16 protein-coding genes and 2 pseudogenes are annotated in these 19,374 nt (G+C 74.5%); 9 read left to right on the forward strand and 9 right to left on the reverse strand.

What is annotated here, in order from left to right; translation table 11 throughout:
• Window positions 1-183 precede the first annotated feature (183 nt).
• Window positions 184-750 (reverse strand): hypothetical protein, encoded by a 567-nt coding sequence (locus ACZ4VL_RS26345; protein ID WP_468204544.1) that lies wholly within the window; start codon window positions 748-750, stop codon window positions 184-186.
• Between the two features lie 89 nt (window positions 751-839).
• Between ACZ4VL_RS26345 and ACZ4VL_RS26350 the strand changes: the two genes are divergently transcribed.
• Both ACZ4VL_RS26350 and gcvH read left to right on the forward strand, forming a co-directional pair.
• On the forward strand, window positions 840-1,376 hold the full coding sequence (locus ACZ4VL_RS26350) for a PadR family transcriptional regulator (RefSeq protein WP_468204546.1): 537 nt from the start codon (window positions 840-842) through the stop codon (window positions 1,374-1,376).
• A 155-nt stretch (window positions 1,377-1,531) separates the two neighbouring features.
• On the forward strand, window positions 1,532-1,912 hold the full coding sequence (gcvH, locus tag ACZ4VL_RS26355) for a glycine cleavage system protein GcvH (protein WP_468204549.1): 381 nt from the start codon (window positions 1,532-1,534) through the stop codon (window positions 1,910-1,912).
• 93 nt (window positions 1,913-2,005) lie between these two features.
• Here the strand turns inward: gcvH and ACZ4VL_RS26360 are convergent, their stop codons facing one another.
• From ACZ4VL_RS26360 to ACZ4VL_RS26375, 4 genes are all read right to left on the reverse strand, one after another.
• Window positions 2,006-2,533, reverse strand: coding sequence for a hypothetical protein (locus ACZ4VL_RS26360; protein WP_468204551.1), 528 nt, complete (start codon window positions 2,531-2,533; stop codon window positions 2,006-2,008).
• A gap of 120 nt (window positions 2,534-2,653) precedes the next feature.
• Window positions 2,654-3,904, reverse strand: coding sequence for an FAD-dependent monooxygenase (locus tag ACZ4VL_RS26365; protein WP_468204552.1), 1,251 nt, complete (start codon window positions 3,902-3,904; stop codon window positions 2,654-2,656).
• Window positions 3,905-3,939: 35 nt separating this feature from the next.
• Window positions 3,940-7,074: a BTAD domain-containing putative transcriptional regulator gene (locus ACZ4VL_RS26370; RefSeq protein WP_468204554.1), complete on the reverse strand. Its 3,135-nt coding sequence runs from the start codon at window positions 7,072-7,074 to the stop codon at window positions 3,940-3,942.
• Window positions 7,075-7,108: 34 nt separating this feature from the next.
• Window positions 7,109-7,900 carry an SDR family oxidoreductase gene (locus ACZ4VL_RS26375; RefSeq protein WP_468204556.1) on the reverse strand — a complete coding sequence of 264 codons (792 nt, stop codon included), beginning with the start codon at window positions 7,898-7,900 and terminating at the stop codon, window positions 7,109-7,111.
• Between the two features lie 428 nt (window positions 7,901-8,328).
• Between ACZ4VL_RS26375 and ACZ4VL_RS26380 the strand changes: the two genes are divergently transcribed.
• Window positions 8,329-9,249, forward strand: a complete 921-nt coding sequence (locus tag ACZ4VL_RS26380; RefSeq protein WP_468204557.1) for an arylamine N-acetyltransferase family protein — start codon at window positions 8,329-8,331, stop codon at window positions 9,247-9,249.
• On the opposite strand, the pseudogene ACZ4VL_RS26385 reads toward ACZ4VL_RS26380, so the two are convergent.
• Window positions 9,204-9,625 (reverse strand): annotated as a pseudogene (locus ACZ4VL_RS26385) (TetR-like C-terminal domain-containing protein); the annotation flags it as partial. The gene ACZ4VL_RS26380 and the pseudogene ACZ4VL_RS26385 overlap by 46 nt on opposite strands.
• Here ACZ4VL_RS26385 and ACZ4VL_RS26390 point away from each other — a divergent pair.
• The 6 genes and pseudogenes from ACZ4VL_RS26390 to ACZ4VL_RS26415 form a co-directional block, all read left to right on the forward strand.
• Window positions 9,560-9,928, forward strand: a pseudogene (locus tag ACZ4VL_RS26390) (alcohol dehydrogenase catalytic domain-containing protein); the annotation flags it as partial. The pseudogenes ACZ4VL_RS26385 and ACZ4VL_RS26390 overlap by 66 nt on opposite strands.
• Entirely contained in the window at window positions 9,927-10,079 is a 153-nt protein-coding gene (locus ACZ4VL_RS26395; RefSeq protein WP_468204636.1) for a zinc-binding dehydrogenase, read from the forward strand. The pseudogene ACZ4VL_RS26390 and the gene ACZ4VL_RS26395, both read left to right, overlap by 2 nt.
• 31 nt (window positions 10,080-10,110) lie before the next feature.
• The gene (locus tag ACZ4VL_RS26400) at window positions 10,111-10,638 is read left to right on the forward strand and encodes a hypothetical protein (RefSeq protein WP_468204559.1); all 528 of its coding nucleotides are present in this window, start codon (window positions 10,111-10,113) and stop codon (window positions 10,636-10,638) included.
• 107 nt (window positions 10,639-10,745) lie between these two features.
• On the forward strand, window positions 10,746-11,771 hold the full coding sequence (locus ACZ4VL_RS26405) for a DUF4259 domain-containing protein (RefSeq protein ID WP_468204560.1): 1,026 nt from the start codon (window positions 10,746-10,748) through the stop codon (window positions 11,769-11,771).
• Between the two features lie 347 nt (window positions 11,772-12,118).
• Complete coding sequence (locus ACZ4VL_RS26410) at window positions 12,119-12,292, forward strand: hypothetical protein (protein ID WP_468204562.1); 174 nt, start codon at window positions 12,119-12,121, stop codon at window positions 12,290-12,292.
• Between the two features lie 278 nt (window positions 12,293-12,570).
• Window positions 12,571-13,047 carry a hypothetical protein gene (locus tag ACZ4VL_RS26415; protein WP_468204564.1) on the forward strand — a complete coding sequence of 159 codons (477 nt, stop codon included), beginning with the start codon at window positions 12,571-12,573 and terminating at the stop codon, window positions 13,045-13,047.
• 65 nt (window positions 13,048-13,112) lie between these two features.
• Here ACZ4VL_RS26415 and ACZ4VL_RS26420 read toward each other — a convergent pair whose 3' ends face one another.
• The 3 genes from ACZ4VL_RS26420 to ACZ4VL_RS26430 form a co-directional block, all read right to left on the reverse strand.
• Window positions 13,113-15,473 carry a protein kinase domain-containing protein gene (locus ACZ4VL_RS26420; protein WP_468204565.1) on the reverse strand — a complete coding sequence of 787 codons (2,361 nt, stop codon included), beginning with the start codon at window positions 15,471-15,473 and terminating at the stop codon, window positions 13,113-13,115.
• Window positions 15,474-15,479: 6 nt separating this feature from the next.
• A complete protein-coding gene (locus ACZ4VL_RS26425; protein WP_468204566.1) occupies window positions 15,480-17,786 on the reverse strand; it encodes a protein kinase domain-containing protein in 2,307 nt (768 codons plus the stop codon).
• Window positions 17,787-17,973: 187 nt separating this feature from the next.
• Window positions 17,974-19,224: an MFS transporter gene (locus ACZ4VL_RS26430; protein WP_468204568.1), complete on the reverse strand. Its 1,251-nt coding sequence runs from the start codon at window positions 19,222-19,224 to the stop codon at window positions 17,974-17,976.
• Window positions 19,225-19,374 lie beyond the last annotated feature (150 nt).

Here is a 19,374-nt window from a genome sequence, read left to right on the forward strand (position 1 = left end):
GGGGGGGGGGGGGGGTTTGGGGGGGGGGTGGGGGGGGGGGGGGGGGGGGGGGGGGGGGGGGGGGGGGGGGGCGGGCCCCCCCCCCCCCCCCCCCTCGACACCCTGCTGCCCCGGCGTGACGCCACGCGCGAGCTGATCGACGCCTTCGTCGCGATCGCACGCCGCCACCTGTGAGGGCGCCGCTCAGCCCGCCGCCGCCCCGGGCCGCCGGGTGGTGGCCTGCGTGTAGCGGGCCGTGAAGACCGCCGGGACCGCGAAGCCGCAGACCTTCACGGCGAGCAGTGCGGTCGTGGCGTGCGGGGCGTAGTGGAGGAGGAGGGCCAGTCCGGCCGCGTTCAGCGTGAAGGCCGCCGCCCAGGCGGTGGTCACGACCGTGTTGACACGCCGGAAGATCCTGGTCCCGTGGGCCTCGGGCGGTGCCATGGTCTTGGCGATGCCGAGGGTGAAGGGCCGCCGTATCGCGAGGGATCCCCATGCGGTGAGGGCGAGCCAGCCCACCGAGGCGGCCGGCCCGTACGCGCCGAGCGGCGCCGGCGTCACCGCGAAGGCCGCCACCGCGAGTCCCCCGAAGAAGACGGCGGAGCTGATCTCGATGATCTGCGCGTCCCAGGGGCGACCGGCCCTGCGGTCCACCACCAGCAGGACGGCCGCCAGGAGGAAGCCGGCCAGGGCTCCGTACCGGTACTGGCCGTTGGTGCTGAGGACGGCGAAGGAGATCCACGGCAGGAACGAACGGAGGTAACCGAACACGAGACCCAACCTCTCGGGTGACATTCCATAACTGACATGTCGAAGGTAGAGGGTCCTGCGCCGACATGTCAAAGGTGTAACGTGAGGCCATGAGCCTTCGTCACGCCGTACTCGGCCTGCTCGCCGGTGGACCGGCCAGCGGCTACGACCTGCTGCGCACCTTCGACGTCTCCCTCGCCAACGTGTGGCCCGCCACCCAGAGCCAGCTCTACGGGGAACTGGGCAAGTTGGAGAAGTCCGGGCTGGTGACCGTCGCCGCCGAAGGGCCCCGCGGCCGCAAGGAGTACGCGATCACGCCCGAGGGGCGCAGCGAGCTGCACCACTGGCTGACCGAGGTCGAGCCCACCCAGGTCCGCCGCAGCGACATGCTCCTGCGCGTCTTCTTCCTCGACCAGCTCGAACCCGACGAGGCCCTCACCTACCTGCGCCGACAGGCCGAACGCGCCGCGGAACGCAACGACCGGCTCGCCGAGCTCGGCAGGAACGTGGCGCAGGGGGAGGACTCGTTGTCGGTCTACGGCCGGATCGTCATGGAGTGGGGCCTGCGGCTGAGCGCCACCCAGCGCGAGTGGGCCGAATGGGCACAGGAGCAGCTGGCGGAGCGGCAGCCGCCCGGCACGCCCTGACCCGCACGTCCGGCTCCACCCGTCGGGGTCGGCCCGAGCCACACAGCCGGCCGGGCTTTGGGCGCGCCCCCTCCGTAAGTCATCACGTAAGCCCGGCCGACATGGCACCGTGTAACCGGTTGATCACCTTACGTCGTCTTCCAGGGAGCCCTGCCGTGTCGAACGTCCCTACCGATCTCAAGTACACCGACGAGCACGAGTGGGTGCGTACCGAAGGCGACGGGACGGTGACGATCGGCCTCACCGACCACGCCCAGAAGACACTCGGGGACATCGTCTTCCTGGACCTGCCCGAGGTGGGCAGGGCCGTCGAGGCCGGGGAGGCCGTGGGCGTCGTGGAGTCGGTCAAGGTCGCTTCCGACATCTTCTCCCCGGTCAGTGGCGAAGTGGTCGCCGTGAACATGGACGTCGTCGAAACGCCCGAGGAAGTGAACGACGGCGCGTACGAGGCCTGGCTGTTCAAGATCAAGCCGAAGGCGGGCGCCCCGGGCAACGGCCTGCTCGACGCCGCGGCCTACAAGAAGCTGATCGGCTGACCCCGCACCACGCAACCACAGAGGCCACCATCCCCCGCCGGGGGATGGTGGCCTGCGTGCTTCACACGTGTGCGGGAGGGTTCCGGCTGCGGGTCAGATGAGGGCGGCGGCGGTCAGGGCGAGGGCCGAGCCGGCGAAGACGACGGTGTGGCGGACGTTCTGCAGGACGCGGGTCCAGGCCGGGAAGGCACCCTCGGCGGCGGCGAGGAAGGCGGGGACGTCGACGCGCAGCAGCTCGGCGTCGCCCTTGCGACGGAACGCGGCCCGGACGGACTTCACCGCGCCCAGCTGGCTCTGCAGGATCGCGATGTTGGCCAGGAACGCGATCGAGGAGAACACCCAGGTCAGGGTCGTACCCCAGGGGCTACCGGCCAGGTTGAGCGCGGCGGCGGCGATGTTGACGACGGCGAAGGCGCCCGGCGCCCACCACTCGTGACCGCTCGCGTCGAACCGGAGCTTGTTCTCCTCCAGCACCGCGGGCCGGACGCCCTGGCGGCGCAGCTCGGCCACCGCCGCGGCCTTGGCGACCGCACCGAAGCGGTGGCGCAGGAGCGGGATGCTCAGGAACGCGGCGGCGACGAGGAGCTGGGCGACGGCGGCGGCAACGGCGAGCGCGTTCATGGGGGACCTCCCGGTTCGAGGACTTGCACTTAGTTCAAGTCCGGCACGTGAAGAACCATAACCGTGGACTTGAACTAAGTGCAAGTGGGTGGTGATGTCGCTGCGGCGCCCGGATCCGTGTCAGCAGGGGTAGTCACGCAGGGTGATGTTCTCCGCGGTCCTGCGGGCGATCTTCGCCGCCATGTCCTTCCCCGGCAGGTACGGCATCAGCTTGTAGTAGCGGTTCAGGAGGGCCGCCGCGATGCGGCTGCCGGGGACCATGAGCTTGGCGACGCCGTCGCCCATCTTGCGGCAGCCCTCCGCGTACGCCCGTACCTCCTCCTCGTAGCGGGCGAACGCGATGCGGTGGTCGCCGCGCGCCGCGGCCAGTTCGCCCGCGAGGACGTAGGCGCCGACCAGGGCGAGGCCCGTGCCCATGCCCGACAGCGACGAGGGGCAGTGGGCTGCGTCGCCGACCAGCGCGACACGGCCGCGCGTCCAGCGGCCCATGTGGACCTGGGCGACGGAGTCGAAGTAGAAGTCCGGCGCGTACCGCATGTCGTGCAGCAGCCGGTCGCTCTGCCAGCCGTTGCCGGTGAACTGCTCGGCGAGGACGTCCTGCTGCCGCGCCACGTCGCGGCGGTCGAGGCCCAGGTCCGGGGAGCCGAAGTAGAAGACGGCCTTGGCCTCGGTGTTCCGGCGGGCGCTGTACATCGCCACCAGCCGGTTCGCGGTGCGGTAGGCGTGGCCGGTGCGGTCCAGGCCGAGGTGGTTGGCGGTGGTGAAGACGGCGCAGTAGACGCCCAGGTGGCGGACGAAGTCCTCCTCCGGGCCGAAGGCCAGGCGGCGGGTGGTGGAGTGGAGGCCGTCGGCCCCGATCACCAGGTCGAAGCGGCGCGGGGCGCCGCGTTCGAAGGTGACGTCCACGCCGTGCGCGTCCTCGGCGATCGAGGTGATCGAGTCCCCGAAGACGTACTCGGTGTGCGCCGCGGTCGCGTCGTACAGGATGCGGGCCAGGTCGCCGCGGAGGATCTCCACGTCCCCGGCGAAGAGGTCGGCGGGGAGCTCCGCCACCGGCTTGCCGGCGTCGTTGACGTACGCCATGGAGCCGGTGCCCGTGCGGGCGCGTTCGACGGCGTCCAGGATGCCCATGCGCCGCAGGACCGACAGGTGCGCCCCGCCCCGGAAGTCGACGGCGTAGCCGCCGTCGCGCAGGGCGGGGGCGCGCTCCACGATCGTGGTGGTGAAGCCGTACCGGTGGAGCCAGTGGGCGAGTGCGGGCCCGGCGACGGAGGCGCCGGAGATCAGGACGTGGAGGCTCGGGTTCTGGCCCGCCGGGTTCGAGGTCGGGTTCGGGGCCGCCGGGTTCGGGTGCGCGTTCGCGTTCGTCATGCCGGTGAGCCTGCCGGGGCCCGCTTACGGGGCGCTCACCGCGCGCTCACCGCCGTGACGAGCTCTTCGGGCAGGCCCATCATGCGCAGGGCGTCCGGCACGGACGGGCCCACCGCGGCCACGGATCCGGCGGCGCGGCCGTAGTACGCCCGGGCCGCCGCACGGTCGCCGCGGGCCTCGGCGATCCGGCCGAGCCCGCCGAGGCAACGCACCCGGTTGCCGAGGCTCTTGACCCAGTGGGGGTCGATCCGGTCCAGCGCATCGGTGTAGAGCCGTTCCGCCTCGTCCGGGCGCCCCTCCCGCAGGGCGATGTCGCCGAGGCCGCGCAGGGCTGCGGCGAGGGCCGCCGGGCTGCCGCTGCCGCGGGCGAGGGCGGCTGCCGAGGCGTAGTCGTCGCGGGCCGCGGCCGGGTCGTGGGGCAGGCGGTGGTCGCCCCGGTTGACCAGGAGGTCCGCGGAGTCCTCCACGGCGCCGAGTTCCTCGGTGAGGGTGAGCGCCCGGTCGGTCAGCGCGACGGCCCGGGCGGCGTCGCCGTACGCGCCCGCGAGGCCGGCGAGGGCGTCCAGGGCCAGCGCGGTGCCCCAGCGGTCGCCGAGCGTTCGGAACTGCTCGGCGGCCGCGTCGAAGGCGCGCTCGGCGCCTTCGGGGTCGCCCTCGCCGAGGGTCGCGTAGCCGGACACGTACCGGGCTGCCGCGCGCGCCCACGGGTCGGGGCAGTCGCGTTGGGAGGAGACGAGCCCGAACGCCCTTCGGGCCTCGTGGGCGTCCTGCGCGTGCCGGATGTCCTCGACGTCCTCGGCGTGCGGGCTGTTCGGGGTCTCCGCCGCGTAGGTCTCCCCTGCGTGCCGCATCATCCAGAGCAGCAGGACCACCGGGTACCGGCCCGCGCGGTCGCCCGGCCACGCCGCGGCCAGCGCCTCGTGTGCCGTCGCGCGGTGGCGCTGCCAGAGCGGGCGGCCGGCCACGGTGGACGCGGCGAACAGCACGCAGGCGGCGTACTCCTCGCCGAGCCCCTCGGCGGAGGCGACGGCCTCCACCCTGCCGGACTCCACCGTGGCGGCTTCCCCCGTGGCGGCTTCCCCCGTGCCGACCTCCGACGTGTCGGCTCCAGCCGTGAGCAGGGCGATCGCGTGCGGGGCGGCAGCGGCGGACGCGCCGCGGATCCACAGGGACGTCGCGGCCGAGGCGAGGAGTTCCAGGGCGGTGGGCACCTCGCGGGCGCCGACCGCCCAGCGCAGTGCGGTCAGGAGGTTGTCGTGCTCGGCCGTCACGCGCGGCAGCCATTCCAGCTGTTCGGCCCGCAGCAGGTGCGGGTCGGCGCGGCGCAGCAGCTCCAGCAGGTTCCGGGCGTGGGCGCGCCGGGTGGCCTCGCCCTCGCCCGCCGCCTCCAGCCGTTCGGTGCCGTACGCGCGGATCGTCTCCAGCATCCGGTAGCGCCCGGAGCCCACGGCCTCCGCCAGGGACTTGTCGACCAGTGACTCCAGGGTGTCGGCGTCCGTGCCGCACACCTCCAGCGCGGCGTGCGCCGTCGCGCCGCCGGCGAAGACCGTGAAGCGCCGGGCGGCGCGCTGCTCGGCCTCCGACAGCAGGTCCCAGCTCCACGCGACCACGGAGCGCATCGTGCGGTGCCGTTCGGCTGAGGTGCGGCTGCCGCGGGCGGTGATGCCGAGGAGGTCGTCGAGGCGTCCGGCGAGGTCGTCGGGTTCGAGGGTGCGCAGGCGTGCGGCCGCGAGTTCGATGGCGAGCGGCAGGCCGTCGAGGGCCGTGCAGATCCGGCGTACGACCTCGGGGTCGCCGGTCGGGCCGCGGCGCACGGCCCGGGCCCGGTCGGCGAAGAGGCGTACCGCGGCGGCGTCGTCCAGCGGCCGGACCTGTTGGACGTGCTCGCCGATGACCCCGAGCGGTTCGCGGCTCGTGGCCAGCACGCGCAACCGGGGGCAGGCCGCGAGGAGGCGGGCCGCCAGGGCCGCGGCCTCGTCGACGACGTGTTCGCAGTTGTCCAGGACGAGCAGGAGGACGCGGTCGGAGAGGGCCGCGATCAGCCGGTCGATCGCGGTCCGCGGGGCGGCGTCCCCCATCTGGAGGCCGTTCTCGCGCAGTCCGAGCGCGGCCAGTACGGCCTGTGCCGGTGATCCGCTGTCGTGGAGTGCCGCCAGCTCGACGAAACAGACGGCGTCGGCTGCTGCAGCGGCGTCCGCTGCCGCCGCGCCGCCGGCGGCACGGACTGCACTTACTGCACTTACTGCACTTACTGCATGCACTGCACGGGCCGGGTCGGCGGTGACCGCGACCTCGACGGCCAGCCGGGTCTTGCCGACACCGCCGGGTCCGATCAGCGTGACCAGCCGGGACACCCGCAGCAGCCCGGCAGCCTCGGCCACGGCCTCCTCACGGCCCACGAACGAGGTCAGCTGGGCGGGCGGCGCGGCGGGCGCGGACGAAGGCGCGGCGTCCAGCAACTCACGGTGCAGTGCGCCGAGTTCGGCGGACGGGTCGGCGCCCAGCTCGTCAGCCAGGTGCCGCCGGGTCGCCTCGAACACCACCAGCGCCTCGGCCCGCCCGCCCTGGGCGAACAGCGCGCGGATCAGCAGACCGGCCAGCCGCTCCCGCAGCGGGTGGCGGCCGACCAGCTCGCGCAGCTCCGGTACGGCGCCGCGGTGTTCGCCGAGTCGGAGTTCGGCCTCGATCCGGTCCTCCAGGGCCGCGAGACGCGCCTCCTCCAGCCGTCCCGCCGCGGCCCGGGCCGTCCCGCTGCCGTCGAGCCCGTCCAGGGCGGGGCCGCGCCACAGTTCCAGCGCCGAGCGCAGCACCGCGGCCGCCCGTACGGGGTCGCCGTCGGCCAGTGCGGTGCGCCCTTCGGCGGCCAGTCGTTCGAAGCGGGCGGCGTCCACGGCCTCGTCCGCGACGGCTATCCGGTAGCCGGCGCCGACCCGTTCGATGGGGGCCGCCCGCCCCAGGGCCGTGCGCAGCCGGGAGACCTGCGACTGGAGCGCGTGCGCGGAGACGGTCCCGCCCGGTTCGATCTCCTCGGCCAGCCGCTCGGCCGACACGACCGCGCCCGGGCGGATCAGCAGCAGCGCGAGCAGGGCCCGCCGTGCGGGTCCACCGAGCGGTACCTCGGTCCCGTCGTCCTGCCGTGCCTGGGTCTCACCGAGGATGCCGAACCACATGCCGGCGATTATCCCCCAGTGGAATCAGGGCAGTTCAGCGGGGCGCGGCGGCGATCGGGCCGAGCCAGGTCCCGCCGGAGACGTCGACGGTCTGGCCGGTCACCCAGCGCCCCTGCGGGCCCGCCAGGAAGCCCACCACGTCGGCCACGTCCTCCGGCTCGCCGATCCGCCCGAGCGCGGAGATCGCCTCCAGACCGGCGACGACCTCCGGGATCGCGGTGTAGCCGGCGGTCAGGTCGGTGCGGACGGCTCCGGGCGCGACCGTGTTCACCGTGATGCCGCGCGGGCCCAGCTCGTTGGCGAGGGAGGGGCCCATGGCCTCCAGCGCCGCCTTGCTGACCGTGTAGCCGATCTGGGTGGAGACCGCGAACCGGCTGGCAGTCGACCCCGTGTTGATGATGCGGCCGCCGTCGTTCAGCAGCGGCAGCGCCCGCTGGATCACGAAGAACGGGGTGCTCACGTTGACGGCCATCAGCGTGGCGAACTCCTCCTCCGTGACCTGCCCGATGGAGTGGCCCGAGATGATGCCGGCGTTGTTGACGAGGACGTCCAGGCCCTTCGCGCCGTGCTCCGCCAGCCCGCGGGCCAGCCCTTCGAACAGCCGGTCCACCGCTCCGGCCTCACCGAACCGGGCCCGGACGGCGAACGCGCGCCCGCCCGCCCCGGTGATCCGCGCCACGGTTTCGTCGGCGGCGGTCTCGTTCCCGCCGTAGTGCACCGCGACCAGCGCCCCCTCGGCGGCCAGACGCAGGGCGACGGCCCGTCCGATGCCGCGCGACCCTCCGGTCACCAGTGCGGTCCTGCCGGTCAGCTGCTGCTCGCCCATGTCGGTGCTCCTCTGCCTCTGCTGTGTGGTGCGGGTCGCGTGTTCGGCCGGTGCCGTGCCGTGCCCGGCGCTCCCTGCCCTGCCTGCCTCCGGTCGGACCGGTGACGTCATCACCTTCGGGGGGAGCGCTCACCGCGGGCTCACCTGCGACTCACCGGCCGGCGGCAGCCCGGGGAGCGGCCGGTCGGTACGCGGCCGATCGGCGCGGGCCCGCCTCGGCGTGCCCCGTACGGGTGACAGGGCGTCACCGGGGTCGGAGGTCGTGCTCCGAGCTGGGCAGCGGTGCGGCGGGGGGTGGCCGCTCATCCGGGTCGGCGCCGACGTCCCGGAGCCGTGCGGCGGCCTGGCAGCGTGGTGGTCGCATTCCGAGCCGTCGCGGCGCGGCGCGGGTCGGGACCACGGATGACGGACGACGGACGACGAACGTAGTGACGGAGGATCACATGGGCGGGCCGGGCGGTTGCGTATGGGGCGCGGAGCGGCTGGACCTCGACGCCTATCTGGCGCGCATCGGGTACGAGGGCGCGCGCGAACCGACGTCGGAGGTGCTGCGTGCGCTGCACGCCGCGCACGTCGCGTCGATCGGCTTCGAGAACCTGGAGGCCGTCCTGGGTCGGGCCGTCCGGCTCGATCTGGAGTCCCTCCAGGCGAAGATGGTCCGGCGGCAGCGCGGGGGCACCTGCAGCGAGCACACGCTCCTCTACGCGGCGGCCCTGGAGGCGATCGGCTTCGCCTTCACCGCGACGGCGTCGCGCGTGCGCGTGAACGAGGGGCCCACGCTCCCGGCCACGCACGCGTCGTTGCGGGTGGAGCTGGACGGCGAGGAGTGGTTCACGGACGTGGGCTTCGGCGCCGAAGGCCTCCTCGCCCCGCTGCGGCTGCGGGACGGCGAGGTGGTGCGGCAGGGCGGCTGGACGTACGGGCTGGTCCGCGAGGAGGGCCCGACGGCGGGCATGCCCGGGCCCCTGGTGCTGCGCCGGCTGCGGCAGCACGGCTGGTACGACCTGTACGCCATCGGGACGGAGCCGCGCCTCCCGATCGACTACCTCATGACCAGCCATTTCACCTACACGCACCCGCGCTCGCCCTTCCAGGACACACTGCTGGTGCAGAGGCCCGCGGCGGACCGGCGGCTCGTCCTGCACGACACGGAACTCACCACGCTGCTGCCGGACTTCACGGCGGAGAGCCGCCGGGTGCCGGCCGAGGAGCTGCCGACGCTGTTGGCCGATGAGTTCGGGATCGGCCTCGACGCCGATGACGCGACGGCGCTCGTCGCACGCTTCGACACCGTCCGCTCGCGTCAGGCGCCGTCGGCCCGGAGGAGGCCTTCCGTCTCGCCGGTGTAGAGCACGGCGGGGTCGAACCCCATCCCGTGAAGTGGCCCGCGAGTTCGAGGGACAGGACGCCGTGCAGTCGGGTCCAGAACGTGAGGGCCCGGCGGAGCGTCGGTGCCGGGGCGGGGTGTTCGCCCACCCGGGCGCGGTGCTCGGCGAGGTGGGCGTCGAGGTGGGCGTCGAGGGGCCCGGCGGCGCCCGCCGCCGGGCCTGCGGCGTGGCAGGCGTCCAGCAGGACGGCCGTGATCTCGTCGGCGATGTGGACGGTGTCCTCGGGCGCCCGGTAGCCGGGGACGGGCGTGCCGTAGACCAGGAAGTACCGCTGGGGGTCTTCGAGGGCCCACTCGCGCAGGGTGTCGGCGAGGCCGGGGAGGTCGGCGGTGCCGGCTTCGAGCAGCAGATGCGTCGCGAGCGGTACGACGACCAGCCGCCGTTCCCGTTCGTACCGGGGTACGACCTGGTGGGCACGGTCGTGACGGTCGGGGAGGGAGCCGATCCGGGCCTGGTCGGGCAGCGGGTCGGCGCGCTGGTGAAGGTCGGCGGCTGGGCCAGCCACGTCGTCGTCGACGCCGACGACGTCGTACCCGTGCCGGACCACCTCGCCGCGGCCGAGGCGGAGACACTGGTCGTCAACGGCATCACCGCCTGGCAGATGCTCCACCGCAGCGCGCGGGTGCACGCCGGGCAGACTGCGGGCCGATCTCACCGAAGTCTTCGCCGCCGCCGGTCGCAGCGGAGTAACCCCCCGCATCGCCGCCCGGCTCCCCCTCGCGCGCGCCGCCGGGGCGCTGCGCCTGGCCGAGTCCGGCACGGTCACCGGCAAGACCGTCCTCACCCCGTGAGCCACCGGCCCGCGCGGACGGGCCCTGCTCCATGGGCGCTGCGCATGACAACCGATCGGCCCGGTTCCACGTCCTTCGCAGCAGACCCGACTCCGGCCGACGGCACGGAGCGACGCCGACCCTGGAGGGCATCATCGAGACGTCACCCCCGGACCGACCCGCCCGGACCGAACACCCCCGCCGGACGACCGGAACCGGCAGGTTCCTGCTGGGCGGCGTGGCAGGCGTCCTGCTGACCACGGCGCTCATGACCGTGCTGTGGTGGCCGCGGACGGACGTGACGTACCGCAGCAGTGCCCCCTCGTCCCTGGCCTACGAGGACGGGTCGCCGCACTTCCTCGGGCTGGTGCACCGCCACAGCCTGTCCGGTCGGGACTCCTACAAGATGATGATCGGCAGGGATTCCGGTCTCTCCTACGGACACTGGGTGGACGTGGACACCGCTCTCGGCTCGAAGGGCGTCGAATCCACCACGTGGACGGAGTCCGGGGTGCGCGTCCGCTTCCTGACCGGCCACGAACTCTTCGTCCCGGCCCGCTTCTTCCTCCACGGCAGGTGACGGACGGGGTTGCCGACGGCCGTCTCGAAGCGGGCGCAGGGTGCTCGGCCGAGCCGCTGTCAGTGGCGCCTGCGACGATCCGCGGATCAGCATCCGGAAGGAGAACCATGGGCACCTGGGACGTCGGCCCCTTCGACAACGACACCGCCGCGGACTTCTGCGCCTCCCTCGACGAGGCCGCCGAGCACGACCGGCCCCGCCTCGTACGGGACGCGCTGGCCCGCGTCCTCGACGCCGACGACGCCCCCCTCGACCAGCACCTGGCGGTCGAAGCGGTGGCCGCGGCAGCCCTCGTCGCCGCCCAGTGCCCCGGCAGCCGGCCGGTGACCAGCGCGTACGGACCGGACCAGCCCGTTCCCGTACTCCCGGCCGACCTGCGGGACGTGGCCGTCCGCGCACTGGACCGGGTCGGGGCCGAGCAGTCCGAGTTGCGGGAACTGTGGGCGGAGACCGACCGGTACCCCCACTGGCTGTGGAGCCTGCAGGGCCTGCGCAAGGTGCTCACCTTCCCGGCGCCTCAGCCGGTGGCCCGCTCCTGGGCCAGGATCGACGCGTGGATGCAGCGGCACGCCCCCGCTTCGTACGCGCTGCTCGCGCCGCCGGCGGACCCCGCCGAGGTCGAGGCCGCGCAGGAGGCGATGGGGGTCCGCTTCCCCGCCGACCTCCTGGAATCGCTGGCCTGCCACAACGGGATCACCACCTGGGCCAACCTGGTGCCCGAGCAGCCGCCCCTGTCCGTCGCGGGGATCGTCGACCACTGGCAGATGTGCGTCGAGATCGCCGGGGACGACGCCGACCTGACCAAACCCGACGGGGACGGCGAGCCCTGGTGGCACCCGCAGTGGATCCCCTGGGCCGAGAGCGACGGCGACTCCCAGATCATCGACATGCGTGAGGGCCCCGGCCGCGGCCGCCTCGGCAATGCGGCGCACGACGACGTCGGTTGCTTCGACGACGGCTGGCCGTCGCTGGCCGTGTACCTGACCGCGGTGGCCGACGCGCTCGACCACGGCGGTGTGGTGGACGGGGACGTGCCCTACCTCACAGCGGAGGGCGAGCTGTGGTGGACCGGGCCCGGCAAGACCGAGCTGAACGGAGCCCCGCTCACCCCCGCCCCCCGCACGGAACCGTAGGTCCGCCGGTCCGGAGCGCAAGGGGCCCCGGGGCGGTAACGGACCTCCGCCCGGCGGTCGGTGAGGGTGCCTCGGCCGTGCGCTCCTGCCGGGCGGCTGGCGCGAGCTCCCGGTCGACCGGGGCACGGGCACCTGGCGACGGGGTTCTGCCGCCGGGCGGGAGGGGTCGGCCCGGCCCCTGCGCGGTGCAACTCGTCGCGGCGGTGGATTCCCTTCACGGAGCCGCCCCCCTCGACGCCGGGCGCGGTCGCCGGCAGCGACACATCGGGCGCGAGCGACCAAGGCCCACACGTGCCGAGTCCGCCGTTCTCGCCACCGCGTCTGCGGTCCGGGCGTAGCGTGGCCGCATGAGCGATGTCGTGGAGGGCAGGGGCCCGAAGCTGCCGCCGTCGTACCCGCCGAGGACGCCTCCGCCGCAGAAGAGGCCGGTAGAACTGCCGCGTCCCCAGCCGTCCACCCGACCGAAGCCGCCCTCGCGGGAGCGGGGCAGCTTCGACGTCCCCGGCCCCGAACACTGCTGACGGGCCGTCCGCCGCGCAGGCACCGTCCCGATCCGGAACCGGTCCCCTGGTCGCATCCGTGGGGGCCGGACCAGCTCCCGGAAGGCACGCGCCACCCCCATCCGTTACCGAAAGTAGCCGAGTCTCACTCCCAGCGAGACAAGATGTCCGCTTGCCCCCGCTTCGGCACCCCCCGGTGGCGAGTCACCGACACAGGGCGTGATTGGATCATGGGACGTCGTCCCCTTCGTTCAAGGGGACGCGCGAACAGGCATGCCAAGAAACGGAGAACGGGGAACATGCGCAAGACGGTTACGGGGCTGGCACTGCTCGCTGCGGCAGCGCTGCTGACCGGCTGCGGAAGCGACAGCGGGAAGGAGAGCGGCGCGAAGGCGGGCGACGCCGGCGCCAAGGGCGCGGCGACGTCCCAGGAGGTCGCACCGGCGGCCAAGGCGCCGGACGCCAAGACGGGCGGCGACAGCGCCACGCACGAGGTGACTCTGGAAGTGTCCGGCCAGGGCAGGACCTCGGTCATGTACAACGCCGAGACGAGCGGCTTCGAGCAGCAGACCCTGCCGTGGACGAAGACGGAGACCATCAAGCTCATCGGAGCGGAACAGAAGTCGGGCCGCCTGTTGACGGTGGTCCCCGGCTCGGTCCAGGGGGCCGACGGGGCGCTGCAGCAGGCCTCGTGTGTGATCAAGGTCGACGGCAAGCAGGTCGCCGACAACGACGGTGGGAAGAACCCCAAGGGCTGCCTGTACCGCATCAAGTAGCGCCCCCGGCCGCACCGTCACCGCCCGCGCCGTCCGGCCGGGCGGTGAGCCGAGCGGACGGGACGTCAGTGGCCCTTGGTGGAAAGGGCCGTCACGCCCTGGTGGTCGGCGCCGTAGACGCGGTCGCCGTTGGTCCACAGGGCGATCTGGGCGGCGCCGGGTGTGGTTCCGGCGCCGCCCAGCTCGTGGCTCCAACGGGCCAGGCCGGTGTCCGCGGCCAGGGCCCACAACCTGCCCCGGAGCCATACGTACACGGTGTCGGGCGTGGCTTGGACCGCGACGGGCCCCACGCTCGCCATGGGCAGGGTCCCCGCCCAGCGGACCGTGCCGTCGCGGGCCCCGAAAGCCTGGACGACGGTGGCACCCACGCCGCCGGCTGCCACGCCGTAGACGGTGCGGCCGTCGGGGCTCGCCACCGCGGTGTAGAAGATGCTCTTCCCCTGCGAGGCCCACGCCACCTGACCGTTCGCGGCGTCGACGGCGTACAGGTGGTCGGACAGGTGGAGGAACCGGTCGCCGGCGGAGGAGTGGGGCCCGTCGTTCCAGGACGGGACCAGGCCGACGAAGTAGGTGGACAGGGAGTTGCCGGCACCGCCCGGGGTGGGCTGCTCCCACAGGGTCTTCCCGCCCGCGGTGGCGAGGGCGGTCATCCGCGGGGTGCTCCCGTCGGCATTGGCCGTCACCCACAGCAGGCGGTTGCCGGACGAGGGCACCTTGAGCCTGCTCTGCCCGGCGGAGCGGTCGTCGACGTCGACCTCCCAGCGGATCGCGCGTGCGGCCGGGTCGACGGCCCAGACGAAGGCCTTCGACCCGGGGACGCCCGCCGAGCCGCCCTTCAGCGCGGCGTCGAGGTCCCCGTACGGCATGGTGGAGCCGCTGACGTAGACCACGCCGTCGAGGACGCCGGGGATCCAGGCCCACCGGATCCACAGGTCCTGCCCGGCTGCGATGCGCCACGCCTCCTTGCCGGTGGCGAGGTCCAGGGCGTGCAGGACGCGGCCCTGGTGGGCGAGGCCCGCGCGGGACATGACGAACAGGAGGCCGTCGGCGACGGCGGCGGGGTCGCCGGCCAAGTACGCCCCGGACGGGTCGGACACGTTGGGCACCGGTTCCCACCGCGGCTTGCCCGCGAGGTCGAAGGCCCGGACCTGGGTGCCGGTGACGGCGACGACCGTGTTCGCATCGCCGGTCACCTGGGTCACGGGGCCGCCCGTCTCCGCCGTCCACAGGGGCTTGGCAATGGTGTCGGTGGCGAGGGAGCGTGCCGGGTCGGTCAGGGCGCCCGCCGACGTGCCGCCCGCGCCGCGCAGTGCCCGGGCGGCCACGGCGCCGCCGGCGGCCAGCGCGAGGCCTCCGCCGGCCAGGCCGAGCAGGACCTTGCGCCGGCCGGGACGGGCCGGTGCCGACGCCGGTGGTGGTTGGATTCCGGGCCCGGACGGCTGCGCGACCCCGTCCGACCCCGTGCCGGACGGGGGCCCTTGGCCGGGATCGTCGCCGTCCGCAGCCGGGCCGCCGGGGCGGTGCGGCAGGGTCGGGGCGAGGACCGCGGCCACCGCCTCGACCGCCTCGACCAGCAGGGGCGGCAGCCAGGCGCCGGCCCGCCGCGGGACCCCGGCCATCCGCTCGACCACCTCGACGACCTGCCGCGGCTCGGGGCGGTCCAGGGGGTTCTTCGCCATGCAGGCGGCGATCAGCAGCCGGATCCCGTCCGGGACGCCCGACAGGTCGGGCTCGTCCTGCACGATCCGGCGCTGGAGTTCCAGGGCGGAGACGGGCCCGGCGGCGAACGGGGCGGTCCCGCGGGCGGCGAAGGCGAGGGTCGACCCGAGGGAGAAGACGTCGCTCGCCGGGGTCAGGGGGTCGCCGAGGCTCTGCTCGGGCGACATGTACGCGGGGGTACCGAGGACCAGGCCCGTCGCGGTGAGGGCGGGGCCGGCGGCGGCACGGGCGATGCCGAAGTCGATGACGAACGGGCCGTCCAGGGCCAGCAGGACGTTCGAGGGCTTCAGGTCGCGGTGGATCAGCCCCGCGGCGTGGATGTTCACCAGGGCTTCCGCGACGCCGGCGGCCACGGCCCACAGCGCGGGCTCCTCCAGCGGCCCGCCCAGCGCCACCGCCTCGTGCAGCGGGATCCCCGGTACGAAGGCCGTGGCCAGCCAGGGCGCCTCCGCGCCGGTGTCGGCGTCGACCACGGGGGCGGTGAAGGCCCCGGAGGCGGCCCGGGCGGCGGCGACCTCCGCCCGGAACCGGTCCCGGAACGCGGCGTCGCCGGCCAACTCCGTACGGATGACCTTGACCGCGACGGTACGCCCGCCCGCCGACCGGCCGAGGAACACGGTGCCCATGCCGCCCTCGCCGAGCCGGCCGAGCAGCAGGTACGGGCCCACCCGGACCGGGTCCGCGGGGGTCAGCGGCCGAACGCCCACGTCGTCTCACTCTCCGTTCGCGCGCAGGACGGCGACCGTCGCGGCGCCGGGGTCGGTGATGCACAGGCGGCCGTCGCCGGCGGCCCAGCCCAGGCGGCCGGGGTCGGTGCCCTTCGTTCCGGTGTACTTCCAGCGCAGCTTCCCGTCGGCCGGGTCGGCGGCCCAGACGACGCCGTCCGCACCCATCCGGTAGACGTTCCCGTCCGCGCAGAGCAGCCGGGCGCCGCCCGGGATCGAGGCCGTGGAGGCCCCGGGGCCCGCCGTGCCCGGTGAGGACGCCGGACTCGCCGCCGGCTCGGCGGGCAGCGGCGTACGCCACGCGGTGCGGCCCGTCGCGGCGTCCAGGGCCCCGAGGGAGAACCCGCCGTCGGCGTCCTTCAGCAGGACGTACAGCAGCGCGCCGTCCGGGGCGGAGGCGACGGCTCCGCCGCGGACGCTCATCCCGGCGACCCCCGGGACGTTCCAGGCCTCGGCACCGCTGTCGGGGTCGAGGGCGCGCAGGCTGCCGTCGGCGTCGACGACGAGGTAGTGGTGGGCGGACGCCTCGAAGGCCTCCGCCGTGAAGGCCTTCGTCCAGGCGGCCTTGCCGGCCGCGTCCAACGAGACCAGTGCGCCGGTCGTCGCGAAGAGCGCCTTGTCGCTGCCCGCGGGCAGGGCGGAGAAGTACAACGCGGTGCCGTCGCCGTACCACCAGGCGGTCCGCCGCGCCTTCAGGTCGAGGCACCAGACGTGCACGCCCTGGGGCAGCGGGCCGTGGTCCTGCCCGTCGCCGAGCCCGATGACGTACGCCCTGCCCGCCCGCGCCCCCGGCACGAACAGGCCGCCCTTGGTGTGCGGCTGGTCCAGGGAGACCGTCCACTCGGCCGTGCCGGAGGCCGCGTCGATGGCCGCCACGGCGGTCCGCCCGACCGGGAGCGTGGCGGTCATGCCGGCCACGTACAGCCGTCCGTCGTGGAACGCGGCGACGGTGTTGGGGGTCGGGCCGTACACCGCGAAGGTGATCCCGTTGTCCGCGCCGCGGACCGTCCACTTGGGGCGGCCGCTGTCGTCGAGTGCCTGCACGTCCTGGAGGGTGACGCACATGACCAGCCCGTTCGCGGGGACGACCTGGGCGCTCGGGGAGTTCAGCTGCGCCTTCCACGCCAGGCGGGCCTCGCGTACGCCGTCCCCGTCGGGCCGCGGCACGCGCGGGACGCCGCGGCTCCCCCCGCCCCGGGTGCCCCCTCCCGGTGCGCCGGCGATCCAGGCCGCGGTGGCTCCGGCGGCGGCGACGGCCCCGCCGGCCAGGCCGAGGAGGATCCGCCGGCGGCTGGCGGTGGCGGGCTGCGGACGCCCGCCGGCGTCGGCGACGGCGGGCGGGCCTTCGTGGACGAGCGTGCCGTCCGGGCCGGTCGCGGGCGGCCCGTGGGGCGGGGCGGGGGTGTCGGCCGGCAGGGACGTCAGGACGGCCCGCGCGCGCAGTACGTCGCCCGCCACGGCCTCGGGTAACCACCCGCCCGAGGGGACGGGCGGGCCGGCGCGTTCGACGTGCTCGGACACCTCGCGCGGCGTCGGACGGTCCCCGGGGTCCTTGGCGAGGCAGGACCGCACGAGGTCCCGCAGGCCGGGCGGGAGCACGCCGGTGTCCGGGTCGGTGTGCACGATGCGGAACAGGACGCCCGCCGCGGCGCCCTCGCCGAAGAGGTGCTCCCCGCTTGCGGCGAAGGCGATGGTGGAGCCGAGGGAGAACATGTCGCTGGCGGGGGTGAGGGCCTGGCCTACGGCCTGCTCGGGCGACATGTAGGGGGCCGAGCCGATGATGGCGCCGGTGGACGTCATGGCCGTGCCGTCGACCGCGCGCGAGATGCCGAAGTCGATGACGTGCGGCCCGTCGAGGGCGAGGAGGACGTTCGCCGGTTTGAGGTCGCGGTGGATGAGTTCGGCGCCGTGCACGCTGGCCAGGGCCTCCGCCAGGCCGGCGGTCAGCGTCCACAGCGTGCCCGCCGGGAGGGGGCCCCGGTCGATGACGGCGCGGTCCAGCGGGACGCCCACGACGAACGCCGTCGCCATCCACGGCACGTCCGCCTCGGTGTCGGCGTCCACCACGGGCGCGGTGAACGCCCCGGAGACCCGCCGGGCCGCCTCCACCTCGCGGCGGAAGCGGCCGCGGAACACCTCGTCGCGGGCGAGGTCGGTGCGCACCACCTTCACCGCCACGGTCCGGCCGCCGGCGGAACGCCCCAGGTAGACGGCGCCCATGCCGCCGCTGCCGAGCCGCCCGACCAGCGCGTAGGGCCCGACCCATCGCGGGTCCCCGTCGCCGAGCTGCTTCATCGCCCCCCTTGGTGAAGGTCCGTGACGAGCCGTCAGTGAAGCCGTCGCGCGGGTGGGAGCCCGCTGCGCCGGACCAACATACGCTCGTGGATCTCCTTGCTCCACCCGGGAGTTGAGGATTCACACGGACGATCCGGGACCGGTGCCCCGCCGTTCGCCGCGTGCGCTGGCGGGGGGTGCCTCCGTTTCAGGTCCGGCTCGGAGCCGGGTCCCGTTCGGGGTGCGGTGCGTCGTCGTGCCGGGGCAGCAGGAAGGGGGTGGCCAGCATGAGGAGACCGGCGACGGCGATCGCGGCGCGGGGTCCGATCATGCCGGCCAGCAGGCCCCACAGCCCGGTCAGGGCCGCGACGGTCGCCTTGCTGCTGACCGACCACGCCGACAGGGTGCGGGCGACCCGGTCCGCCGGGACCCGTTCGAGCCGGTAGGCGGCGAACACCGGGTTGAACACGCCCATGCAGGTGATCAGTGCGAACTCGACGACGATGACGAGCGCGAGCCCACCCGCGCCGGGCCGTACGAAGGCCAGTGCGAGCGACCAGCACGCGCGCAGCGCCCCGGCGGTGAGCATGACCCCGCGCCGTCCGAACCGCTCGACGAGTCGGGGGGCCAGCCGGGAACCGATGATGCCGCCGAGACAGGGCAGGCCGAACGCGAGCCCGTACTGCCAGGGCGCGAACCCGAGGCCGTCGAGCATGAGGACGGCGAGCGGCGGCAAGGTCGCCATGATCAGGCCGCTGACCAGGACCGTGTTGAAGAACAGGGGGCGTAGGGTCGGGTGGTTCAGGACGTACCGCCACCCTTCGAGCAGGTCGCCGCGCCGGATCCGCTTCCCGTGCGCGGCGCTGCGTACGGGCGGCGGTTCGCTGCCGCCGATCGCCCGGATCCCGGCGGCCGACAGCAGGTAGCTGACGGCGTCGGCCACCAGGGTCGTCATGGGGCCGAACAGCCCGATCGCGGCCGTGCCGACGGGCGGGCCGAGGAGGGTGGCGGTCCAGGTCGTGGATTCGAACCGGCCGTTGGCGACGAGCAGGTCCTGCGGCGGCACGAGTGCCTTCAGGTAGGCGCCGCCGGCCGCGGTGGAGGCGATGCCGGCCGCGCCGACGACGACGGACACGACCAGGAGCTGGGCGAAACCGAGCAGGCCGAGGGCGTACGCGGCGGGGACGCTCAGCAGTGCCGCGCACCGGGTCAGGTCCGTCGCGATCATCACCGGCCGCTTGCGGCGGAACTCCACCCACGGCCCGAGGGGCACCGCCAGCGCGGCCCCCACCGCGAGACCCGTGGCCGCCAGCACCGACACCCGGGTCGGCCCGGCGTGCAGTACGAGGATCGCGATCAGGGAGAACGCGTCGAACGCGAGGAACGTGCCGAACGCGCTGACCGCGTACGCCGCCCACAGCCACCCGAACTGCCGGCCCAACGACCTCCTGCCCGCCATGCTCAGCGCCCCCTCGATGTCCCACCCGAACCGACCGACGACGACCGACGTCGACCGGGAAGAGCAAAGCGGTCGGCGCGACGGCAGGTCAAACGGCCGCCCTCCGGCTCCGGGGTTCCACCGGCTCCGGGGTTCCACCGGCTCCGGGGC

The organism is Streptomyces sp. NPDC029014 (assembly GCF_055564695.1).